The sequence below is a fragment of the Blastococcus sp. SYSU D00868 genome (assembly GCF_054050575.1).
Map to the genome: position 1 here is coordinate 281,703 of NZ_JBJGZO010000002.1, position 15,964 is coordinate 297,666.

13 protein-coding genes and 1 riboswitch are annotated in these 15,964 nt (G+C 75.9%); of the genes, 6 read left to right on the forward strand and 7 right to left on the reverse strand.

Translation table 11 applies throughout. The features are described from left to right. Positions 1-24: 24 nt before the first annotated feature. Entirely contained in the window at positions 25-1,011 is a 987-nt protein-coding gene (locus tag ACI79F_RS03100) for a hypothetical protein (protein ID WP_456543349.1), read from the reverse strand. Between the two features lie 292 nt (positions 1,012-1,303). Next, a riboswitch (cyclic di-AMP (ydaO/yuaA leader) is annotated at positions 1,304-1,459 on the reverse strand. Positions 1,460-1,858: 399 nt separating this feature from the next. On the opposite strand from ACI79F_RS03100, the gene ACI79F_RS03105 reads away from it, so the two are divergent. Further along, positions 1,859-3,706 (forward strand): phosphoenolpyruvate carboxykinase (GTP), encoded by a 1,848-nt coding sequence (locus ACI79F_RS03105; RefSeq protein WP_456543348.1) that lies wholly within the window; start codon positions 1,859-1,861, stop codon positions 3,704-3,706. Positions 3,707-3,778: 72 nt separating this feature from the next. On the opposite strand, the gene ACI79F_RS03110 is transcribed toward ACI79F_RS03105, so the two are convergent. Continuing rightward, complete coding sequence (locus tag ACI79F_RS03110; protein WP_456543347.1) at positions 3,779-5,446, reverse strand: bifunctional 3'-5' exonuclease/DNA polymerase; 1,668 nt, start codon at positions 5,444-5,446, stop codon at positions 3,779-3,781. 567 nt (positions 5,447-6,013) lie between these two features. Between ACI79F_RS03110 and ACI79F_RS03115 the strand changes: the two genes are divergently transcribed. Further along, positions 6,014-6,217 carry a cold-shock protein gene (locus ACI79F_RS03115; protein ID WP_456543346.1) on the forward strand — a complete coding sequence of 68 codons (204 nt, stop codon included), beginning with the start codon at positions 6,014-6,016 and terminating at the stop codon, positions 6,215-6,217. 79 nt (positions 6,218-6,296) lie between these two features. Here the strand turns inward: ACI79F_RS03115 and ACI79F_RS03120 are convergent, their stop codons facing one another. Further along, the gene (locus tag ACI79F_RS03120; RefSeq protein WP_456543345.1) at positions 6,297-6,602 is read right to left on the reverse strand and encodes a hypothetical protein; all 306 of its coding nucleotides are present in this window, start codon (positions 6,600-6,602) and stop codon (positions 6,297-6,299) included. A 103-nt stretch (positions 6,603-6,705) separates the two neighbouring features. Here ACI79F_RS03120 and ACI79F_RS03125 point away from each other — a divergent pair, with 103 nt between their 5' ends. Further along, on the forward strand, positions 6,706-7,074 hold the full coding sequence (locus tag ACI79F_RS03125) for an ArsC/Spx/MgsR family protein (RefSeq protein WP_456543344.1): 369 nt from the start codon (positions 6,706-6,708) through the stop codon (positions 7,072-7,074). A 31-nt stretch (positions 7,075-7,105) separates the two neighbouring features. On the opposite strand, the gene ACI79F_RS03130 is transcribed toward ACI79F_RS03125, so the two are convergent. The 3 genes from ACI79F_RS03130 to ACI79F_RS03140 form a co-directional block, all read right to left on the reverse strand. Beyond that, positions 7,106-7,306, reverse strand: a complete 201-nt coding sequence (locus ACI79F_RS03130; RefSeq protein WP_456543343.1) for a hypothetical protein — start codon at positions 7,304-7,306, stop codon at positions 7,106-7,108. A gap of 88 nt (positions 7,307-7,394) precedes the next feature. Beyond that, complete coding sequence (locus ACI79F_RS03135) at positions 7,395-10,169, reverse strand: MGH1-like glycoside hydrolase domain-containing protein (protein WP_456578871.1); 2,775 nt, start codon at positions 10,167-10,169, stop codon at positions 7,395-7,397. Positions 10,170-10,291: 122 nt separating this feature from the next. Beyond that, positions 10,292-11,083 carry a creatininase family protein gene (locus tag ACI79F_RS03140; protein WP_456543341.1) on the reverse strand — a complete coding sequence of 264 codons (792 nt, stop codon included), beginning with the start codon at positions 11,081-11,083 and terminating at the stop codon, positions 10,292-10,294. A gap of 94 nt (positions 11,084-11,177) precedes the next feature. Here ACI79F_RS03140 and ACI79F_RS03145 point away from each other — a divergent pair, with 94 nt between their 5' ends. The 3 genes from ACI79F_RS03145 (at position 11,178) to ACI79F_RS03155 (ending at position 14,705) form a co-directional block, all read left to right on the forward strand. Beyond that, positions 11,178-12,500 carry an amidohydrolase family protein gene (locus tag ACI79F_RS03145; RefSeq protein ID WP_456543340.1) on the forward strand — a complete coding sequence of 441 codons (1,323 nt, stop codon included), beginning with the start codon at positions 11,178-11,180 and terminating at the stop codon, positions 12,498-12,500. 45 nt (positions 12,501-12,545) lie between these two features. Then, positions 12,546-13,910 (forward strand): amidohydrolase family protein, encoded by a 1,365-nt coding sequence (locus ACI79F_RS03150; protein ID WP_456543339.1) that lies wholly within the window; start codon positions 12,546-12,548, stop codon positions 13,908-13,910. A 105-nt stretch (positions 13,911-14,015) separates the two neighbouring features. Then, a complete protein-coding gene (locus ACI79F_RS03155; RefSeq protein WP_456543338.1) occupies positions 14,016-14,705 on the forward strand; it encodes a hypothetical protein in 690 nt (229 codons plus the stop codon). A 61-nt stretch (positions 14,706-14,766) separates the two neighbouring features. On the opposite strand, the gene ACI79F_RS03160 is transcribed toward ACI79F_RS03155, so the two are convergent. Beyond that, positions 14,767-15,948 (reverse strand): ABC transporter substrate-binding protein, encoded by a 1,182-nt coding sequence (locus tag ACI79F_RS03160; RefSeq protein WP_456547497.1) that lies wholly within the window; start codon positions 15,946-15,948, stop codon positions 14,767-14,769. Positions 15,949-15,964 lie beyond the last annotated feature (16 nt).

Genomic DNA, 15,964 nt, shown 5'->3' on the forward strand with positions numbered 1-15,964 from the left:
GCGCGTGCGCGCCCGGCCCCTGGCTCAGTTGTAGTTCACGTGCACGTGGTCGTAGTGGTTGGCCGTCACGCCGCCCCGGTCGGCCATCGTGGACCAGGAGCCGCCCGGCGACTGCAGGATCCGCTGCTCCCAGATGATGTACTCGACGCCGAGCTCGTCCCAGTGGGCGACGTGGTAGGCGACGATCGCGTCGCCCAGCGACGCGTTGGACAGGACCATGTAGTCCAGCGCGTTGCCCGACGGGTGGCCGTGCGGGTCCGTCGCGCTGGGCCGGGTGCCGCCCAGGGAGATGGAGCCGGCGCCCGGGACGTTGCTGACGACCGCGTTCGCCGCGGCCTGCACGCGCGCGGAGACGGGCCCGGCCGTGTTGTTGATGCGGGCGACCGCGGTGACGGCGGTGCTGCCTGCGGCGGCCGCGCTGCCGCCGCCCGAGGACCCCGACCCCGCGGCCTCCTCCTCGGCGGCCTCGGCCGCCTCGGCGGCTGCTGCGGCGGCCTCGGCGGCGGCCGCCGCCTCGGCCTCGGCCTGCGCCTGGGCGGCGGCCGCGGCGGCCGCGGCCTCCGCCTCGGCCCGCTGCCGGTCGAGCACGGCCTGGTCGGCGGCTTGCTGGGCCTGCGCGGCGGCGACCTCGGCCGCCTCGCGGGTGCCGCGGCTGGCGGTGAGCTCCGACAGCTGCTGCAGGTCCGGCTCGACGGTGGCCGGCGCGCTCTGCGCGGACAGCCCGAGGGCCGCGGCGACCGAGACCGACTCCGACGTCCCGGCCTCGGCCTGCGCGGCCGGGTCGGTGCCGACCAGGACCTGGACGAGCACCGCGCCCGCGGCGGCCACGCCCAGGTAGACGCCGGGGCGGCGGCGCAGCGCGGCCGGTGAGCGGCGCCGGCGGGGCGCGGGGACGTGGAGGACCTCGGTCGCCGGCTCGGTCGCGGCCGCGGCCGGCGGGGCCGGAAGCGGCGCGGTCTCGGGGGCCGCCGCCCGGGTGGGGCGGGGCGAGGGGGTGCTGCGGTGCTGCATGAGGAGGGGACTCCAGGGGTGCGGGTGCCGCGGCGCGCCGGGGACGGGCGCCTGCGGGCGGGGGTGCAGGCGGGCGAGGCCGGCCGGCGGTGCCGGGCTCCACCGGTGCACGGGACGCGGCGGGGCGCCGCTCGAGCGCGGGTGCTCGACGGGGTGCAGGGGTGGAGCGGCGTCGGCTACCGACGACCGCGGGTGCTCAGCTGCGCGGGCGCACCCTGCCCCGAGGGGACCGGCCGGAGCGGGGGCGTGGATGCGGGGCAGCGATGCTGGGGCGCGCCATGCGGCGGCTCTCCGTTCTTCCGTCGGCCGCCTACCGAGTTAGCTGACGGGTTCGGGCGGGAAGCGGCCCTACCCCTCCGGACACGTCCGGACGGGATTCACCCCAGTACTGCGGTGGGTCCCCGGCTCGCCACGAGGGGGCTCGTGGGCGACTCGGCGGCGTCCGACCGGCTTCCCCGGTCGGGGACCAACGACCGGACGGACGGCGGGAACGGTAATCGCGTTATGGAGTCGTGACAATCCGGCGCGGCCGGTTCTGGAGCCGACACGCGGCGCCGGTACGCCGGTTCGGGCCGCTGACCGTGTAGGGCACCGGCCCGCCACCGCGCCCGGCTGTGGCCGAGAACACAGCGGACGGGCGGCCCGGGAGGCACGGCGGGCCCGGTAGACGTCCCAGACGACCTATGGGCGCAGGTGGCGGCCGAGAAGGGCGGCCGGAAGGAGTGACATCGGCCCCACTGCTGTCAATCGGCCGGGGCGGGATCGGTAAGTTCCCGACGCAGCGGGCCGCAGCGCGCACGTCGGGAGGCGCGGTGAACGGATGACCCGCGAGGGAGAGGTGCAAGTCGTGGCAGCCGTTGACGCCGTGCTCGACGAAGCAGGGGTGAAGAACAGTCGCGTCCGCGACTTCGTCCGCCAGTGGGCAGAGCACACCGGTGCCGCCCGCGTGGAGGTGGTGCACGCCTCCGACGACGCCCGCCTGGTCCAGGAGGCGCTGGAGGCCGGTGAGCTGCTGCCCGCCGGGGAGGGCCGCTACTACTCCCGCAGTCACCCGAAGGACACGGCGCGGTCGGAGGAGCGCACCGTCGTCGCGACCAACAACGAGTCCGACAAGGGCGTCTACAACAACTGGAAGCCCGCCTCGGAGATGCGCCCGCTGCTGACCGAGCGCATGAAGGGCGCCTCGGCCGGCAAGACGATGTACGTCGTCCCCTACCTCATGGCCCCGCCCGGGTCGCCGCTCGAGCAGTACGCCACCGGCGTCGAGCTGACCGACACCCGCACCGTCGTGCTGCACATGAACCGCATGGCGCGCGTCGGCGTGGAGTTCGTCAACGACCTCGCCGACCAGGACAGCTTCGTCCGCGGCGTGCACGTCACCGGCGACCTGGAGAACCTGGGTCACGGCACCCCGGACGACCAGCGCTACTTCGTCACCGTCGCCGACGAGCGCACGATCCTGCACTTCGGCTCCTCCTACGGCGGCAACGCGCTGCTGGGGAAGATCGCCCACGGCCTGCGCCAGGGCGCCTACGACGGCTGGCGCTCCGGGGAGTTCCTCGCCGAGCAGTTCATGCTGCTGGGGATCACCGACAAGCAGACCGGTCGCAAGTACCACATCTGCGGCGGGATGCCGAGCGCGTCGGGCAAGACCAACCTGGCGATGACCCTGGCCCCCGACATCCTCGGCGACCGCTACCACGTGACGTTCTACGGCGACGACATCGCCTGGCTGCGCGTCGACCCCGAGGACGGGAAGATCTACGCGATCAACCCCGAGTACGGCGTGTTCGGTGTCGCCAAGGACACCAACGAGGCGACCAACCCCACGGCGGTCGAGGCGATCCGCGAGGGCACCGGCACGATCTTCACCAACGTCGCCTACAACGAGCAGACCGCCGACGTCTGGTGGGAGGGCAAGAGCCCCGAGCCGCCGGCCGACGTCACCGGGTGGCGCGACTGGCAGGGCAAGCTGATCAGCGAGCGGTCCGAGGCGGAGAAGGATGCCCCCTGGGCGCACCCGAACAGCCGCTTCACCACCACGCTGGCCAACGTGCCCAACCTGGCCCCGGACTTCGACACGCCCAAGGGCGTGCCGGTCGACGCGATCATCTTCGGTGGCCGCACCCGTGACCGCGAGCCGCTGATCCGCGCGATCACCGACCTCGCCGAGGGCGTCTACGATGGCCTGACCCTGGGCGCGGAGGCCACCTTCGCCGCGGAGGGCACGGAGGGCGTCCTGCGCTACGACCCGATGTCCATGCGGCCGTTCATGGCGACCCCGGAGGCCGTCTACGCCGCCCACTGGCTCAAGGTGATCGGCGCCGCGAGCGAGAAGCCGCTGTTCGCGCACGTGAACTGGTTCCAGCGCGACCCGCAGGACGGCCACTTCCTGTGGCCCGGCTACCGGGACAACCTGCGCCCGCTGCTGTGGCTCATGCAGCTCAAGAACGGCGAGGTCACGGGCCGGCAGACGCCGGTCGGGATCGTGCCGACCGCCGAGGAGCTCGAGCTCGAGGGCGTCGACCTGCGCGACGGCGACCTGGAGAAGCTCCTCTCCATCGACAACGAGCGCTGGCGCCAGGAGATGGGCCACCGCGAGGCCCATCTGGAGCTCTTCCCGGGGCTGCCCGAGGAGATCTGGGAGGCGCACCGCCGCGTCGCCGCCGCCCTGGACGCCGAGCGCGGGCAGTGACCCGCACGGCCTGAACCACGACGGGACCCCCGCAGCCGCCCGGCTGCGGGGGTCCCTCGCGTCCGGGGGGTCTCAGCCGGCGTCGCCCCAGGAGCGGACGACGGCGACGTCGAGCGGGAAGTCCACCGGGAACGACCCGAACAGCAGGCGGCCGGCCGTTCCGGCGGCCGCGCGGACCTCCTCCACCACCGCCGGGGCGAGCTCCTCGGGTGTGTGGACGACGACCTCGTCGTGCAGGAAGAACACCAGGTGCGGCCGGTCGTGCAGGGTCCCCTCCCCCGGGGCTGCCAGGCGCCAGAGCCGGTTGCGCAGGTCGGCCAGCCAGCACAGCGCCCACTCCGCGCCCGTCCCCTGGACGACGAAGTTGCGGGTGAACCGGCCCCAGGCGCGGCGCTCGCGGTCGCGGTCCTCCCGGCGGCCCGTCTCCTCCGGCGCCTCGCCGAGGTCGAGCGGGCGCTGCGCCCACGCGGCCGTCGGCGGCGGCGACCCGCGGCCCAGCAGGGTGTGCACCACCTCGCCCCGCTCCCCCGCCCGCGCCGCCTCCTCGACCAGTCCCACGGCGCGCGGGTAGCGGCGGGCCAGCCGGGGCAGCATCCGGCCGCTCTCCCCGCGGGTGCCGCCGTACATCGCGCCGAGGATGCCGACCTTGGCCTCGGCCCGGGTGGCGACCGCGCCGCCGGCGACCATGCCCTCGTACAGGTCGGCCGCGCGGGCCGCCTCGGCCATCGCGGTGTCGCCGCTCATCGCCGCCAGCACCCGCGGCTCGAGCTGGGCGACGTCGGCGACGACGAGCCGCCGGCCGTCGTCGGCGACCGCGGCCGGGCGCACCACCGCCGGCACCGACAGCGCGCCGCCGCCGTGCGAGGCCCACCGGCCGGTCACCACGCCGCCGGGCAGGAAGGTCGGGCGGAAGCGGCCGTCGCGCGCCCACGCGTCCAGCCACGCCCAGCCGTTCGCCGTGAGCAGCCGGGCCAGCCGCCGGTACTCCAGCAGCGGCGGGACGGCGGGGTGCTCGAGCCGCTCGAGGGTCCAGGAGCGGGTGTCGGCGACCGGCAGCCCCGCCGTCTGCAGGGCGCGCAGCAGCTCGCCCGGGGAGTCCGGGTTGAGGTCCGGGGCGGCCAGCGCCGTGCGGATCTCGCCGGCGAGCCGCTCCAGCACGACCGGCCGGGCCCCGGCGGCCGGCCGCGGGCCGAGCAGGTCGGCGAGCAGCCGCTCGTGCACGTCGGCCCGCCACGGCAGGCCGGCCGCGGTCATCTCGGCCGCGACCAGCGCGCCGGAGGACTCGGCGGCCAGCAGCAGCGCCAGCCGGGCCCGCTGCGGGGACGCCGCCAGCGCGGCCTGCTGCCGGGCGTCCTCGGCGAGCGGGTCGAGCGCGTCGGCCGGGTCGGCCAGCGGGAACAGCGCCGGGTCGGGCGCGCCCACCGGGGCGAGGGCGTCCCAGCCGGCCGTGTCCGGCCCGGCGAGCAGCGCCTGGTCGACGAAGGGCGAGCGGCGCAGCACCGCGTGGGTCAGCCGCAGGTCGGTGCACCGCTCCACCCGCACGCCGGCGGCCAGCAGCCCCGGGTACCAGCGGGTGGTGTCGTCCCAGACCCAGCGCACCCCGCCGCGCTCGCGGTCGCCGACGAACCCGGCGACCTCCCCGGCCGGCAGCCGGACGGCACCGGCGGCCGCACCGCCGCCGTCCCGGTCGACGGCCTCCACCCCGCCGCCGGCGAGCCGGCGGAGCAGGACGCGGTGCACCGCCGCAGTCTCGCCGAGCCCGCCGACAGCCACCGGTCCGGGTGACGCGCCGCCGCGGGAGGCGGCGATCGGCGGTATCCGGGCTACCGTCGGGGCCGAACCCGAGGGGGCTCCCATCGCCACACACCGCGGACTCTGCGCCGACGCCCACCTGGGCTGCCCCTGCCGGGGCGACCGGGCCCGCCACGAGGAGCGGGCCCAGCAGCTCGCCGACGCCCGCTCCCGGACCGATGAGGCCGTCGAGTGCCCGGAGTGCGGCGGCCCCACCACGCCGCTGGCGATCGTCTCCTGGGGCAACTGCCGGGCCTGCCGGACCGCCCAGTCGCGGGAGACGCACCCCCTCCGGTGGTGACCGCGGGCTCGTCCTCCCTCGCACGGAGGGGCGGCGCGCCGCCTGCCGCGTCCGATCGACTACAGTTGCTCCCGGTCGCTGTCGTACCTCTGCCTCGTTCTCGAACGTCCGCAGTCGTCTCTGCCTGACGTTCCACTCGGTCCTGCCGGTCGGTGCGGCGACCCCCACCGGCGCCGTGCCGGTGCGGACACCCCCAGCACGGAAACGAGAACGACATGGCCACCGGCACTGTGAAGTGGTTCAACGCGGAGAAGGGCTTCGGCTTCATCGCCCAGGACGGCGGCGGCGCCGACGTCTTCTGCCACTACTCCGCCATCAGCGGCACCGGCTACAAGTCCCTCGACGAGGGCCAGCAGGTCGAGTTCGACGTCACGCAGGGCCAGAAGGGCCCGCAGGCGGAGAACGTCCGCGCCGTCTGACCGACGGACGCACGGAGGGGCCACGGCGCGCTGCGCCGTGGCCCCTCTGCGTTCCCGGGGGCGCGCGTCCCGTCGTCGATCAGCCGCGCAGCAGCCCGCGGACCCGCTGGGCGAGGCAGCCGCCCAGCCACGCGCCCAGGCGGAGCAGGTCGGCCCACTCGGCGGGCCGGGGCGCCGGCGCCGGGCGGGGGGCGCGCGGCGCGGCCGGCGCGAGCTCCTCGAGGTCCACCGGCGCCACCGGGTCGACGAGCGCCGTGGGCTCGGCCGGCGGCAGCAGCAGGTCGACCGCCGACCGGCGGCGCGGGGCGCGCAGCGAGTCGAAGGACGGGATCGGCGGCGGGACCGGGGCGTCGTCCTCGGGGGGTCCGGACTCGCGATCCACCACCTGGCCGGCACTCCCCTCGTCGTCCCCTGAGGACCTCGTCGGCATCGGGGTGTCGACCCTATCCCGCCCCCTGCGGCCCCGCCCGGCCCCATAGGGTCGGGGGGTGGAGGTCTGGTTCACCCCCTCGTGCTCGAAGTGCCGCACCGCCCGCTCCGAGCTCGACGCGGCCGGCGTCGACCACCGGCTGCGCCGCTACCTGGACGAGCCGCCGACCGAGGCCGAGCTCCGCGCGGCGCTCGCCGCGCTCGGCCTCCAGCCGTGGGACGTCACGCGGATGGCCGAGCCGCGGGCCGAGGAGCTCGGCCTGAGGGACGCCCCGCGCGACGCCGACGCGTGGATCCGGGTGCTGGTGGAGAACCCGCGGCTGATCCAGCGGCCGATCGTCCTGGCCGACGACGGCCGCGCCTGGATCGCCCGGGACGGCGACACCCTCGGCGAGATCGTCGCCGCCGCCCGCGCCGAGCGCCGCTGACCGCCGGCGGCCACCGGTCGCCGGTGGCCGCTCAGCCGGCCAGGCCGGCCGGGGAGTCGGCCGCCGCCGGGACGGATCGCCGCCGCTGCGGCCCCGGTCGGACCGCGTCCGCCGCGTCCAGGGCGGACGACCGCTCGCGGCGCTCCGCCGCAGCCAGGACGCTGCCCATCAGCACGGCCGCCGCCACGGAGGCGACCAGCCAGGCGCCGAGCGCCCACACCCACCACGCCATCGAGCACCTCCCCTCGGTGCCGACCACGTTCCGGCACGGCCGCGTCCCCGGACAACACCCAGTGCGGGGGGTGCGGGCCGGCCGGCGGTCAGGAGAAGCGGGGGTCGGGGGGCAGCCGCGGGTTGAGCAGGTGCGCGACCAGCGCCGTCCACCCGGTCTGGTGGGAGGCGCCGAGGCCCTCGCCGGTGTCGCCGTCGAAGAACTCGCTGAACGTCGGGTGCTGCTGCCACAGCGGCGAGCCGGTGGACTCGATGCGCTTGCCGTCGGCCGGGCGCCGGCCCTCGACCGGCTGGAACAGCGCGGTGAGGCTGTTGTCGATCAGGTCCGCGGCCTCCACCAGCGTGCGGTGGTCGCCCGAGCCGGTCGGGATCTCGATGGTGAACGAGTCGCCGTAGAAGCGGCCCAGGGTGCGCAGCTTGTCGGCCAGCAGCACGTTGACCGGGAACCACACCGGGCCCCGCCAGTTGGAGTTGCCGCCGAACAGCTTGGTGCGCGACTCCCCCGGCTCGTACTCGATGGACACGTCCCGGCCGCCGACCTGCGCGACCACGTGCCCGGTCGACTTCGACAGGGACCGGATGCCGTAGGGCGACAGGAACTCGTCGGTGTCGAACATCCGGCGCAGGATCCGCTCGAGCCGCTCGCGGTCGACCAGCGAGAGGATCATCTTGCGGCCCTCCGGGGCCGAGCGGCTGCGCAGCGGCCCCATGAGCTCCGGCCGGCGCCGCTGCAGCCACCGCAGCTGGTTGGCCACGTCCGGGCACTCGGACTGGATCCACGCGGGCACCTCGGTGACGCCGAGGATGGGCAGCAGGCCCACCATCGACCGCACCCGCAGCGGCTCGGCGGTGCCGTCGGGGCCGACGAGGACGTCGTAGAAGAAGCCGTCCTCCTCGTTCCACAGCGACTCCTCGTGCGAGCCGAAGGAGTTCATCGCCTGGGCGATCGACAGGAAGTGCTCGAGGAACTTGGTGGCGGTGGAGTCCCAGGCCTGGTCGAACCGGGACAGCTCGAGGGCGATCTTGAACATCTGCTGGCAGTAGAACGCCATCCAGCTGGTCGCGTCGGACTGCTCCAGCCGGTAGCCCGGGGGCAGCGGCGCGGACCGGTCGAACAGCGCGATGTTGTCCATGCCGAGGAAGCCGCCCTCGAACAGGCCCGAGCCGGTCGCGTCCTTGCGGTTGACCCACCAGGAGAAGTTCAGCAGCAGCTTGGTGAACACGCGGATGAGGAACTGCCGGTCGCGGTAGCCGTCGATCCGGTAGACGTGCCAGGCGGCCCAGGCGTGCACCGGCGGGTTCACGTCGCCGAAGGCCCACTCGTAGGCCGGCAGCTGGCCGTTGGGGTGCATCGCCCACTCCCGGCACATGAGGACCAGCTGCTCCTTGGCGAAGTCGGGGTCCACGTGCGCGAGCGGGATGCAGTGGAAGGCGGTGTCCCACGCGGCGAACCACGGGTACTCCCACTCGTCCGGCATGGAGATGACGTCGGCGAGCGCCAGGTGCCGCCAGCCGGAGTTGCGCCGGCCCCGCGTGCGGCGGCTCTCGGGGGCGGAGAAGTCGGGGTCGCCGTCCAGCCACTGCGAGACGTCGAAGCGGTACAGCTGCTTGGTCCACAGCAGCCCGGCGTAGGCCCGTCGGGCGACGTGCCGGTCCTCGTCGGACAGCCCCGGGTGGATGACCGTGCCGTAGAACTCGTCGGCCTCGGCCCGGCGGGTGGCCAGCACCGCGTCGAACTCCTCGCCGAACACCGCGTCGTCCGGGTCGGCCTGCCGCAGCCGCAGCCGCACGCTGACCGTCTCCCCCGGCGCCACGGCGTCCCAGCGGTACCAGAACGCGGCCTTGGTGCCGGTGTCGGCGGGGTTGACCGCGCCCCGCTCGCCCTGGACGACGTGGCGGTTGATGCCGTCCTTCGGGTACCGCGTGGAGTTGCGCCGCTCGCCGAACAGGGCGACGGCGTTGGTCTCGTTCTCGCAGAACAGGACCTCCGGCGCGCCCTCGGCCGCGAGCACGTAGCGCCCCAGGTAGCCGTGCTCGGCCTCGACGGCCTCCAGCCCGGAGACGGTGAGGGTGGGCGCGAGCAGCTGGTTGATGACGCCCTGCCGCTTGTCGCCGCCCCAGGACCAGGTGTTGCGGAACCAGGCCTGCGGCAGCAGGTGCAGCGGCGCCGCCTCGGGCCCGTGGTTGGTGGCCGAGACGACGATGCAGACGTCCTCGGGGCCGGCCTTGGCGTAGGTCACCTGGACGTCGAAGAAGCGGTCCTCGTCCAGGACGCCGGTGTCGGCCAGCTCGTACTCGCGCTCGAGCCGGCTGCGGCGGGCGTTCTCCTCGCGCAGCTGCGCGTAGGGGTACTCGGCCTGCGGATAGCGGTACAGCCACTGCATCCAGGAGTGCGTCGGCGTGCCGTCGAGGGCCCACCAGTGCTCCTTGGCGTCCTCGCCGTGGTTGCCCTCCTCGTTGGTGAGCCCGAACAGGCGCTCCTTGAGGATCGGGTCGCGGCCGTTCCACAGCGCGACCGAGAGGTTCAGGAAGCCGAAGCGGTCGCAGATGCCGCCGAGGCCGTCCTCGCCCCACCGGTAGGCGCGGGCGTGCGCGTGGTCGAACGGGAAGGACGCCCAGGCGTCGCCGTCCTCGGAGTAGTCCTCCCGGACCGTGCCCCACTGCCGGCCGGCCAGGTACGGGCCCCAGGTCCGCCACGGCGCCGACATGCTGCCCGACTCGGCCAGCCGGGCGTGCTCGGCGGTCCGCGGGGCGGTGTCGTCGGGGGCGGCGGCGCCCGGGGCGACGGCGTCCGGGGCGGCGTCCTGGGGACCGGGCGCGGCGGCGCGCCGGTCGTGCGGGACGCCGGGTGCTGCGGCGGTCACGGACCCACAGTGCCACGCGGACGTTGCCGGGCCGTGACGGCGAGGGTGCTCTCCGTGTCTCCTGTGGTCGGGGGGACGAGTGGGTCCAGACGTGACGAAGCCGTCCGTCCGCGCCGCGCTCGTCAGCCGGCGGCGCCGGACGGTGGGGCGGGATCGAAGCGGGCCACCTCGGCCAGCGCCTCGCCCAGGTAGGCCACCGCCTCCTCCGCCCGCCGGGCGCCGTCCTCCGCGGTGGCGGCGCGGGCGTCGCCGACCACCCCGGCCGGGCCGAAGTCGTCCGACGACCAGCCGAAGGAGACCGAGCCGCCGAAGCGGACGTGCCGGTAGCCGGCCAGGTGCTCGGGCACCCAGCGGCCGGCCTGCGCCATGTCGACCAGGTCGGGGCGCAGGTGCAGCATCAGCGAGGTCTCCTCGAACCCGCCGTGCACGCCCATGCCGAGCTCCCCCGCGGGGCTGGTGCCGCCCTGGTCGGCGGGCAGCCGGGGGTGCAGGGTGAACGTCCGCAGCCCGGTCTCCAGCCGGATGTCGCGCGCGACCACCTGCAGCAGCGCCGAGTTGCCGCCGTGCCCGTTGAGGAACGCCAGCCGCCGCGCCGGCGTCCGGGCCACGCTGCGGCCGAGGTCGCGCAGCACCGCCGTGAGCGTCTCCGCCGACAGCCAGAACGTGCCCGCCGACCACGCGTGCTCGTTCGACTTCGTGTAGGCCAGCGGCGGCAGCAACCACAGGTCCAGGTCCTCGCCGAACCGCTGCACCGCCCGCTCGGCCAGCGTCGAGGCGACGACGAGGTCGGTCGCCACCGGCAGGTGCGGGCCGTGCTGCTCGATCGCGCCCGTGGGCAGCACCAGCACGCTGTCCGGCCCGAGGGCGGTGCGCAGCGCCGGCGCGGACAGTTCGGTGAGCAGACGGGCGGCCATGCCGCGCACGGTAGGGACGCCGCGTTGCGGGGGGATGTCGGCGGCGCCGGCGGCCGACACCCGGCCGGAACACGCGGCTGGCAGCGTCGCCGGGGTGCTGACGGTCCGCGACGCGCTGGTGGTGTGGACGGCGACCGGCGAGGAACCGGTCGCCGCCGACGTGCTCTGCGCCGACGACGGCCGGGTGGCCCTCGTCGGCACCGCTCCGGCCGGGGCCGGGGAGGTCCTCGACGCCGCGGGCTGCGTGGTCACCCCCGGGCTGGTCAACGCCCACCACCACCTGCTGCAGACCGCGTTCCGCACCCTCCCCGGGACCCGCGGGGTGCCGATGTCCCGGTGGCTGCCGGCGATGGCCGCGGCCTACGCCGCCACCGGCGTCGACGAGGAGCTGGTGCACGCCGCCGCCTCGGCCGGGCTGGCCGAGGCCCTGCTGTGCGGGGTGACCACCGTCGCCGACCACCACCTCACCTGGCCCCGCGACCCGGCGCCGGCCGACGGCGGGGTGGCCCTCGCGCGGGCCGCCGCCACGGCCGCGCGCGACCTGGGCGCCCGGCTGGCCTTCGTGCGGGGCAGCGCCGGGGACGACCCGGAGACGGCCGCCGCCTCCGCCGACGCGGTCGCCGCCGCGCTCGTCCCGCCCGGCGGCGTGACCGCCGACGGCGCGCTGCAGGTCGCCGTCGGTCCCGCCGGGGTGCACAGCGACGGCGAGGCGACCTTCCGCCTGCTGGCGGAGGTGGCCGCCCGGCGCGGGCTGCGCCGGCGCACCCAGGCCAACGAGCAGGTCGACGTCGTCCGGGCGCGGGAGCGGTACGGCCGCCGGCCGCTGGAGCTGCTCCAGGAGTGGGGCTGGCTCGCGCCCGACGTGACCCTGGCCCACCTCTGCGACGTCACGCCGGCCGAGGTGGCCGCCGTGGCGGCCGCCGGGGTGAGCGCCACGCATGCGCCCGGCTGCGACCTGCCGATGGGCTGGGGCGTCGCGCCGACGGCCGCCCTCGCCGACGCCGGCGTCCCGGTGGGGCTGGGCACCAGCGGCGGGGGCTCCAACGACGCCGGCCACCTGCTGGCCGACGCGCGGCTGGCCATGCAGGTGGCCCCGCTGGCCGGCCGGCCGGTGGCCGCGCGCGAGGTGCTCACCTGGGCGACCCGCGGCTCCGCCGACGGGCTGGGCCGCCCGGACCTGGGCCGGCTGGCCGTCGGGGCCCGCGCCGACCTCGTGTGCTGGGACGTGGGCGGGGTGGCCGACGCCGGGGTGGCCGACCCGGTCGCCGGGCTGCTGTGGGCCTCGCCCGGGCGGCGGCCGCGGCACGTCGTCGTCGGCGGGCGGGTCGCGGTGCGGGACGGCGTCCTGCAGACCGTGCCGGAGGCGCACGTCGCGGGGCGGCTGAGGGACCTGCTGACCGCGCGAACCCGCCGGTGACCTGAGCGTCACCGGGCGGCAACGCGCGCCGGGGAGGGTCCCGGCGTGACCCGCCTCCTCGTGCGCGACGCCGTCCTGCTGACCATGGACCCCGACCGGCCCGACCCGTTCCGCGGCTGGTTCACCGTGGACGACGACGGCCGCATCGCCGCGATCGGTCCCGGCGACCCGCCCGCCGGCACGACCGCCGGCGAGACGCTCGACGTGCGCGGCGCGCTGGTCGGGCCGGGGTTCGTCTCCGCGCACAGCCACCTGTTCACCTCCGGCTCGCGGGGGCTGGCGGTGGACCAGTCGCTGTACGGGTGGATCCAGGCGATGACCCGCTACACCGACGCGGCCGACGCCGAGGACGTCTACTGGCTCAGCCGGCACGGCGCGCAGGACTTCCTGTGCAACGGGATCACCAGCGCCTACGACTTCACCTCCGCCGGGCTGCCGTTCACCGCCGGCGACGCCCGCTACGAGGCCGCGCTGCCCGACACCGCCTTCACCCACGCCCAGCTGCGCGGCAAGGCCGACGCCGGGCTGCGGCACGTGCACAGCGTCATGCTCGGGCAGGGCGCGGTCGCCCCCGCCGACGCGCTGGCCCAGCTCGACGAGGTGGTGGACGCCGCGGGCGACGTCGACCCGGCGCTGTGCCTGGGGCTGGCGCTCAGCGGCACGGTGCAGTGGGCCGACGACCCCGCCGCGGCGGAGCTCGAGGTCGCGGCGATGCGGCGGCACGGGCTGCTCAACCAGTCGCACTTCCTCGAGACGCCGCACGACGCGGAGCTGCAGCGGTCGAAGTTCGCCTGGTACGCCGCGGCGGGCGCACTCGGCCCCGACCTGGTGTTCGGCCACTTCATCCAGACGACCGAGGAGATCCTGCAGGCGGCGGCCGCGGCCGGCTGCGGGATGAGCTGGCAGCCGATGAGCAACGGCCGGCTCGCGTCCGGGGTGGCGCGGATCCCGGAGATCCGGGAGCTCGGCATGCGGGTGGGCATCGGCCTGGACGACCAGTCGTGCACCGATGTCAGCGACCCGTTCGGCAACATGCGGACGGCGCTGGCGCTGGTCCGCGCCACCTATCGCGATCCCGCCGCGCTGCCGGTCCGCGACGTGCTCGACCTGCACACCCGCGGCTCGGCCGAGGTGCTCGGCGTCGACGACCGGGTCGGGACGCTGCGGGTCGGCCGGTACGCCGACTTCCTCGTCGTCGACCCCCGCGACCCCGACACCGGTCCCGTCTGGGACCCCTACGGCACCTACGTGCTGGCCTGCTCGCTGCGCAACCTGCAGCAGGTGTGGGTGGGTGGCCGGCAGGTGGCCCGGGGCGCGCGGTTGTGCCACCCGGAGGCGCCGGTCGTGGTGGACCAGGTGCACGACCGGCTGGCCCGGATCGCCGCGCAGGTGGAGGCCGCAGCCCGGTGAGCACCGGCCGCGGCGCCGCGTCCGGCCGGGATGCCGGAGCCTTGCGGACGGTCTAGTCTCGGGTCCTGGGGCGCCTCCCCGCGCCCCGCGCCGTCGGAGGACGCTATGAAGCTGCGCCCGAGGGTCCACCGGTTCCAGGACAACACCGTGCACGTGACCGGGCCGCTGTCGGCCGGGACGGGCACCCCGCAGCGGACCGGGCCCCCGGCGCCGCCGCCGGGCCCGCCCGAGGAGCCGGAGGACGCGGCGATCCTCGGCTTCCCGGCCGAGCCGGACGACGAGGTCGACGGCGCCGAGGGGGACGACCCCCACCTCCTGCGGCCGGCCGCCACCGGGGTCCTGCTCGTGGTGCGGCACCGCGCCGACCCGGCCGCCGGCGTCGCGCTCCTGCTGGCCGCCGCCGCGGCGGTCGCGAGCATGTGGCTCTCCTGGGCGGCCGACGGGGGGCCCTCCGGCGGGTCGCTGGTCCGGCAGGGGCTGGAGGCCGGCGGGCTGGCCGAGCTGCTCAGCGGCGACCTGTGGCCGCCGGTCGCCGTGGTCGCCAGCGGCGCCGCGCTCCTGCTGGTCGGCCCGCTGCCCTTCCGCCCGGCCCGCACGCACCGGGCGGCCGGCGTCCTGGCGCTGCTGGCCACGGTGCCGGCCGCGGCCGGCGTCGGGGTCGCCTGCGCCGGCGCCGGCTGGGACCCGTCCGACATCGGCGCGGGGCTGTGGTGCGCGGTCGCCGTGGCCGGGCTGGGACTGCTCGGCGCGCTCAAGGCGATGCTGACCCTGCCGCGGGTGACGGCGGCCGGGTGACGCGGCACCGCGCCGGCGACCCCACGGGGGTCGCCGGCGCGGGCGGGGGACGGTCGGGCGGTCAGACGGCCCCGATGGACATGTCGATGAACTCGTTGGTGGCGATGTCCTGCGGGGTGAGGCCCTCGGCCGGCGGCGTGCCCTGCTCGGTGAAGATCGGCGTCGTCTGCTCGATCAGCGTCTGCAGCCGGGCCTCGTCGAAGTCGCCGTGGGTCGCGTTCTCGCCGTTGCCGGAGATGCCGAGCTCCTCCATGGTCGTGGCCGAGTACTCGGCGACGCCCTCGCTGTACTGCCAGCCGGTGTCGTACTGCTCCACCAGCTCGAGGATCAGCTCGTTGGCGCCGGTCGGGTCGGTGATGTAGTCGAGGTCGGCCTGCTGCATGAGCGGCACCAGCTCGGTCAGGCAGCCCGACAGCCCCTCCAGCTGGTCGGCACGGACCGACAGCGACGAGGCGTAGACCTGGAAGCCGGCGTCGTGGACCAGCTGGTACTCGACCGGCTTGCCCCAGGCGTCCACCTCGTTCTCGTAGATGTAGGGCTCGGCGCTGGCGTAGCCCTGCTGGGCGTCGGCGCCGGCCGAGGCGACGAACGCCGCCGGCGTCCCGTCGTAGCTGCCGTCGAGCTGCTCCTCGCGGAGGATCCCGGCGCCGACCAGGTAGTCCATGTAGGCCGAGCCCTCGAAGTAGCGGACCGTGGCGTCGGTGCCGGCCAGGTCGGCGATCTCGTCGACGTCCGGGTACGTCTCGGGGTCCCACATGATCATCTGCGGGGACTTCTCGAGCTGGGCGAGGACGCCGACGGTCGGCTGCTCGGCCGACAGCTGGATCGCCTCGTCGGTGTCGACGTAGCCCAGGGTGATGTCGTCGTCGGAGTACATCTGGGCGCTGACGGCCTGGAAGCCGATCGCCGGGCCGCCGGCGCGCACCTCGACCAGCACGCCGGTGCTGGCGCCCTCGCTGTCGACCAGGGTGCCGGTGACCGACTTGGCGCCGGCGTCGACGGAGTAGTCGTCGCCGAACAGCTGGTAGATGCCGCCGTGCTCGGCCTCGGGGTTCCAGTCGGTCTGGATGACGACGGTGTCGGGGCAGCCGGCCGCGGCCAGGTCGGTGCTGCCGACCTCGCCGCTGGGCCCGGCGGGCGCCGACGACTCGCCGCCGCCGTCGTCGTCGCTGCCGCAGGCGGAGAGGACGAGGGCGAGGCTCGCGGCAGCGGCGAGGCCGATCGAGGTACGGGTCCGGCGCACGGGACTCCTCCAGGGG

What these genes read in the sequence shown, in the direction of transcription:
- ACI79F_RS03115 (WP_456543346.1), top strand. Translation starts at nt 6,014, where the DNA reads ATGGCCACCGGCACTGTGAAGTGGTTCAACGCGGAGAAGGGCTTCGGC.
- ACI79F_RS03140 (WP_456543341.1), bottom strand. Translation starts at nt 11,083, where the DNA reads ATGGCCGCCCGTCTGCTCACCGAACTGTCCGCGCCGGCGCTGCGCACC.
- ACI79F_RS03100 (WP_456543349.1), bottom strand. Translation starts at nt 1,011, where the DNA reads ATGCAGCACCGCAGCACCCCCTCGCCCCGCCCCACCCGGGCGGCGGCC.
- ACI79F_RS03130 (WP_456543343.1), bottom strand. Translation starts at nt 7,306, where the DNA reads ATGGCGTGGTGGGTGTGGGCGCTCGGCGCCTGGCTGGTCGCCTCCGTG.
- ACI79F_RS03155 (WP_456543338.1), top strand. Translation starts at nt 14,016, where the DNA reads ATGAAGCTGCGCCCGAGGGTCCACCGGTTCCAGGACAACACCGTGCAC.